Raw genomic sequence first — 5,160 nt, forward strand, 5'->3', positions numbered from 1 at the left:
GACCCCACCCCGGCGGCGGACCCCACGTCCGAGGCGGACTCCACGCCGGCGGCGGACCAAGTGGGCGGGGCCGGGGCGGCCGTGCCCGCCCGGCGGGTCCCTGCGCCCGCGCTCGCGGTGGTCTCCGACGACCTCTGGCTCACCTACCTGCCCATGGGACTGGCGCGCGGCGGCGGCGGCACGATCGGGCCCTGGCCAGGAGGCCAGGGCCACTGGGCCAGGTGGTCCGCCGGCGGCGACCGCGTCGAGGTCCGGGTCGAGCACGGTGACGTGGCGGCCGGCTGGGCGCGCTACCGCGAGCGGTTCACGATGCACGACGCCCGCCCCACCACCGTGCGCGGCCGGCCCGCCATGGTGGGCGAGCACCCGCGCGGCGGACGGGTGATCGTGTGGCTGGAGCGGGCGGGCACCGGCGTGTGGATCAGGGTCAGCGACTCACTCGCCGGCGAACTGGTCACTATTGCGGCCTCGGCCAGAGCTCCTGTAGGAGACTGAAAGCCTTTACCCGGCATATTCATTCACGTCATGGGGGGCGTCGATGCGGCGTACGGCAGCCATGCTCCTCGTGTGCGGGCTCTTGCCGGGGCTGGCCGCCTGCGACGACCTGATCGCCCGCGCGCGGCCGACGGAGACCCCCACCGACGCGAGCAGCCGGCCCGTCCACTCGGCTTCGCCGACCCCCGAACCGGAAACCCAGCACCCCGCCATTGCATTGAGCTGCGGCTCCGTCGATGTGTACGTGCCCGCCTCGCCTGCCGGCCTGGCGCGGGCCGGCTCCTTCGCCCGCCTCCACTCGCTCAAACGGCGGGTCAAGGTCAAGGGCCTGACCTGGCAGGACAACGACGAGCGCCTCTATGTCGGCGTGGTGTGCGGCGTGCGCACCGCCGAGCAGTTCGTGACGCTGGTGGCTCGGTCGACGCTGAGCGCGTACTGGGGCAAACCGGCGCTGCACTGGACCACGCGCAACGGCCTGCGCAACTTCATGTGGCTGGAGCGGCCGGGCACCGCCGTCTACATCGCCGCGACGCCCGGCCTCGCCGCCGAGATCAGGCCGCTCGCCGCCGAGATCGTGCAGCACGTCGACCAGTGAACGGCCCGCCCCGGCCTCAGCGCGCCTCGGCCAGCAGCTTGCCCAGGCGGCTGACGCCCTCGACGAGGTCGTCGTCGCCCAGCGCGTAGGAAAGGCGGAAGTATCCCGGGGTGCCGAAAGCCTCACCGGGCACCACCGCGACCTCGGCCTCCTCCAGGATGAGCTCGGCCAGCTCGCCGGACGACGCGGGCCTGTGGCCGCGTACCTCCTTGCCGAGCAGCTCCTTGACAGAGGGATAGGCGTAGAACGCCCCCTTTGGTTCCGGGCACAACACGCCCGGGATCTCGTTGAGCATGCGAACCATCGTCTGGCGGCGCCGGTCGAAGGCCGCCCGCATCTCCGCCACCGCGGACAGATCACCGGAAACCGCGGCCAGCGCGGCCATCTGGGCGACGTTGGAGACGTTGGAGGTGGCGTGCGACTGCAGGTTGGTCGCGGCCTTGACCACGTCGGACGGGCCGATCAGCCAGCCCACGCGCCAGCCCGTCATCGCGTACGTCTTCGCCACGCCGTTGAGGATCACGACCCGGTCGCCCAGCTCGGGGACGGCCGTGGCGATGCTGGTGAACGCGGCGCCGCCGTACACGAGGTGCTCGTAGATCTCGTCGGTGACCACCCACAGCCCGTGCTCGGCGGCCCAGCGGCCGATCGCCACCGTCTCCTCGCGCGAGTGCACGGCGCCCGTCGGGTTGGACGGCGAGACGAACAGCAGCGCCTTCGTCCGCTCGGTGCGCGCCGCCTCCAGCTGCTCGACGCTCACCAGGTAGCCGGTGGACTCGTCGGTCACGACGCTGACCTGCCTGCCCCCTGCCAGCTTGATCGCCTCGGGGTAGGTCGTCCAGTAGGGGGCCACGACGATGACCTCGTCGCCGGGGTCGAGCAGCGTCGCGAACGCCTGGTAGACGGCCTGCTTGCCCCCGTTGGTGACCAGCACCTGCGACGCCTCGGCCGCGTAGCCGGAGTCGCGCCGCGTCTTGGCGGCGATGGCCTGCTTGAGCTCGGGCAGGCCGCCGGCCGGGGTGTACTTGTGGAAACGCGGGTCACGGGCCGCCTCGACCGCCGCCTCGACGATGTAGCCGGGCGTCGGGAAGTCGGGCTCGCCCGCCCCGAATCCGATGACGGGACGTCCGGCCGCCTTCATGGCCTTGGCCTTGGCGTCGACGGCCAGCGTGGCAGACTCGGAGATCGCGGAAATTCTCGCTGAGATGCGGGATCGGGTGGACATGCGTCCATGCTCCCACGGGGGGCTTCGCAGGCCACACGCCCGCGTGACCTGGGCCATCAGGATTTGGTTCGACGTGGCAGGCATTCCCCCGTATGCTTTCGCGTGGTCCTTCCGCCGCATGTCGGCGAGCGGTTCGGTCCAGGCAGTGAGTCGATCAGGGTAGTCTGGTCGATGACATAGGGCACTGGCGCAATTGGTAGCGCACCGGTCTCCAAAACCGGCGGTTGGGGGTTCGAGTCCCTCGTGCCCTGCGAGTGCGGTCCGCGCAATAATGGGCGTGTAAGCGCGCCGCAAAACTGCGTTGGATACGACTGATTCGGGTGAGGACTGTGGCGATCGACACGCGCGGCGAGACCGCAGGCAAGCCGGGTGGCGAGAAGAAGACACGCACGACGCCTGCCCTTTTCTACCGGCAGGTCGTCAACGAGCTCCGCAAGGTCATCTGGCCGACACGCAAGGATCTCGTCACCTACACGACGGTCGTTCTGATATTCGTTCTGATCATGGTTGCGATCGTTTACGGGCTCGACAGCGGCCTCGGATGGTTGGTTCTGCGGGTCTTCGGCGGAGCCTGATCGAGACCCCGGCCGGTGTCGTCTGACGGAGTCGCCATTCGATACGAGAGCAAACGACAAGACGAAAGAGGAAGAGTCACCGTGTCCGAGTCTTCAGTTCCGGCCGAGGAGCCCCGCGGCGAGTGGGGCGACGAGCTGGAAGAAGCCGCCGAGGAGAGCGCCGAGCCGGCGGCCTCCGAGGCCGAGGTCGCGGAGAGCGACGAGGCGGCCGATGTCGAGGCTTCCGCCGTCGAGGACGGTGCTGTTCTTCCTGACGTCGATCCGGTCGAGGAGTTCAAGAGCTCCCTGCGCGGCCTGCCCGGCGAGTGGTACGTCATCCACTCCTACGCCGGCTACGAGAACCGGGTGAAGTCCAACATCGAGAGCCGCAACGTCTCGCTCAACATGGAGGACTACATCTACCAGGTCGAGGTGCCGACGCACACCGTCCAGGAGTTCAAGAGCGGCAAGAAGGTCCCGGTCAAGGAGCGCGTGCTGCCCGGCTACGTGCTGGTGCGCATGGAACTGACCGACGAGTCGTGGGCCGCCGTCCGCAACACCCCCGGTGTGACCGGTTTCGTGGGCCTGTCCAACAAGCCGAGCCCGCTCAGTCTCGACGAGGTCGCCAAGCTGCTCGCGCCCGAGCCGACCGAGGAGAGCAAGAAGGCCGCGGCCAAGACGACCACGGGCCCGACCGTCGAGTTCGAGATCGGCGAGTCGGTCACGGTCATGGACGGCCCCTTCGCCACGCTGCCCGCCTCGGTGAGCGAGATCAGCCCCGAGTCGCAGAAGCTCAAGGTGCTCGTCTCGATCTTCGGCCGCGAGACTCCCGTCGAGCTCTCGTTCAACCAGGTCTCGAAGATCTAGGACGATCACCTACACTTAGACGTTCGGCTGGCCGCCCTGTCGCGAGGGGTGGCCTTCCGACATGTCAGGGCTGCATCCGCAGTCCGGCAAGCATCGCAATCAGGACCCGGAGAAGGACACATGCCTCCGAAGAAGAAAATCGCCGCACTGGTCAAGGTGCAGCTGCCGGCCGGTCAGGCGACCCCTGCGCCGCCCGTGGGCACCGCCCTCGGTCCCCACGGCGTCAACATCATGGACTTCGTGAAGCAGTACAACGCTGCCACGGAAGGCCAGCGGGGCAACATCATCCCCGTCGAGATCACCATTTTCGAAGACCGCAGCTTCTCCTTCATCACGAAGACGCCGCCGGCGCCCGAGCTGATCAAGAAGGCTCTCGGTCTCGACAAGGGCAGCGCGGTCCCGCACCGCGACAAGGTCGGCAAGCTGAGCCGCGAGCAGCTGCGCAGCATCGCCGAGACCAAGATGCCCGACCTCAACGCCAACGACCTCGAGGCGGCCGAGAAGATCATCGCCGGCACCGCCCGGTCGATGGGCATCACGATCGCCGACTGACAGCCTTTCCCGTTCGTGGGAGGGCCCACACCGGGCCCGCGGACCACTCAGGAGTCACAAGACATGAAGCGCAGCAAGGCGCACAAGGACGCGGCCGCCAAGGTCGACAGCGACAAGCTCTACACGCCCGCCGACGCCGCGAAGCTGGCCAAGGAGACGTCGACCACCAAGTTCGACGCCACCGTCGAGGTCGCGCTGCGGCTGGGCGTCGACCCTCGCAAGGCCGACCAGATCGTGCGCGGCACGGTCAACCTCCCGCACGGCACCGGTAAGACCGCCCGGGTCCTGGTCTTCGCGACCGGTGACCGTGCCGAGGCAGCCCGCGAGGCGGGCGCCGACATCGTCGGCGCCGACGAACTGATCGACGAGATCTCCAAGGGCAACCGGCTCAACGAGTTCGACGCCGTCGTGGCCACGCCCGACCTCATGGGCAAGGTCGGTCGCCTGGGCCGCGTGCTCGGCCCGCGTGGCCTCATGCCCAACCCCAAGACCGGCACCGTGACGCCCGACGTCGCCAAGGCCGTGACGGAGATCAAGGGCGGCAAGATCGAGTTCCGCACCGACCGGCAGGCCAACCTGCACTTCGTCATCGGCAAGACGTCGTTCAACGAGCGCCAGCTCGTCGAGAACTACTCCGCCGCCCTTGACGAGGTGCTGCGTCTCAAGCCGTCGGCGGCCAAGGGCCGCTACCTGAAGAAGGTCACCTTCTCCACGACGATGGGCCCCGGCGTTCCCGTCGACCCCAACGTCACCCGCGGCCTCACGGCCGACCTGGAGGCCTGACCTCCCTCCCGCCACCGAAGAGCCCCGCCCTGACCCAGGGCGGGGCTCTTCTGTTTCCCGGCTCCCTCACCTTCCCCACTCCCTCCCTC

7 protein-coding genes and 1 tRNA gene are annotated in these 5,160 nt (G+C 68.9%); 7 read left to right on the forward strand and 1 reads right to left on the reverse strand.

What is annotated here, in order from left to right:
* On the forward strand, positions 1–495 hold a 495-nt coding region (locus tag E1295_RS49535), incomplete at its 5' end, for a hypothetical protein (protein ID WP_220449254.1).
* 43 nt (positions 496–538) lie between these two features.
* The gene (locus E1295_RS46910; RefSeq protein ID WP_132641695.1) at positions 539–1,090 is read left to right on the forward strand and encodes a hypothetical protein; all 552 of its coding nucleotides are present in this window, start codon (positions 539–541) and stop codon (positions 1,088–1,090) included.
* A gap of 16 nt (positions 1,091–1,106) precedes the next feature.
* On the opposite strand, the gene E1295_RS46915 is transcribed toward E1295_RS46910, so the two are convergent.
* Positions 1,107–2,315, reverse strand: coding sequence for a pyridoxal phosphate-dependent aminotransferase (locus tag E1295_RS46915; RefSeq protein ID WP_132641697.1), 1,209 nt, complete (start codon positions 2,313–2,315; stop codon positions 1,107–1,109).
* Between the two features lie 178 nt (positions 2,316–2,493).
* Here E1295_RS46915 and E1295_RS46920 point away from each other — a divergent pair.
* From E1295_RS46920 to rplA, 5 genes are all read left to right on the forward strand, one after another.
* Positions 2,494–2,566, forward strand: a tRNA-Trp gene (locus E1295_RS46920).
* Between the two features lie 78 nt (positions 2,567–2,644).
* Positions 2,645–2,890, forward strand: coding sequence for a preprotein translocase subunit SecE (gene secE / locus E1295_RS46925; RefSeq protein ID WP_166427774.1), 246 nt, complete (start codon positions 2,645–2,647; stop codon positions 2,888–2,890).
* 81 nt (positions 2,891–2,971) lie between these two features.
* The gene (gene nusG, locus E1295_RS46930) at positions 2,972–3,736 is read left to right on the forward strand and encodes a transcription termination/antitermination protein NusG (protein ID WP_132641701.1); all 765 of its coding nucleotides are present in this window, start codon (positions 2,972–2,974) and stop codon (positions 3,734–3,736) included.
* Positions 3,737–3,856: 120 nt separating this feature from the next.
* Positions 3,857–4,288 carry a 50S ribosomal protein L11 gene (gene rplK, locus E1295_RS46935; RefSeq protein ID WP_132641703.1) on the forward strand — a complete coding sequence of 144 codons (432 nt, stop codon included), beginning with the start codon at positions 3,857–3,859 and terminating at the stop codon, positions 4,286–4,288.
* 63 nt (positions 4,289–4,351) lie between these two features.
* The gene (gene rplA, locus E1295_RS46940; protein WP_132641705.1) at positions 4,352–5,071 is read left to right on the forward strand and encodes a 50S ribosomal protein L1; all 720 of its coding nucleotides are present in this window, start codon (positions 4,352–4,354) and stop codon (positions 5,069–5,071) included.
* Positions 5,072–5,160: the final 89 nt, after the last annotated feature.

Origin of the sequence: Nonomuraea mesophila, assembly GCF_004352805.1 — a bacterium.
In the GTDB taxonomy this organism is placed as follows: domain Bacteria; phylum Actinomycetota; class Actinomycetes; order Streptosporangiales; family Streptosporangiaceae; genus Nonomuraea; species Nonomuraea longispora.

Coding starts and splice junctions, on each gene's coding strand:
- rplK (WP_132641703.1), top strand. CDS start 3,857: ATGCCTCCGAAGAAGAAAATCGCCGCACTGGTCAAGGTGCAGCTGCCG.
- E1295_RS46910 (WP_132641695.1), top strand. CDS start 539: ATGCGGCGTACGGCAGCCATGCTCCTCGTGTGCGGGCTCTTGCCGGGG.
- E1295_RS46915 (WP_132641697.1), bottom strand. CDS start 2,315: ATGTCCACCCGATCCCGCATCTCAGCGAGAATTTCCGCGATCTCCGAG.
- rplA (WP_132641705.1), top strand. CDS start 4,352: ATGAAGCGCAGCAAGGCGCACAAGGACGCGGCCGCCAAGGTCGACAGC.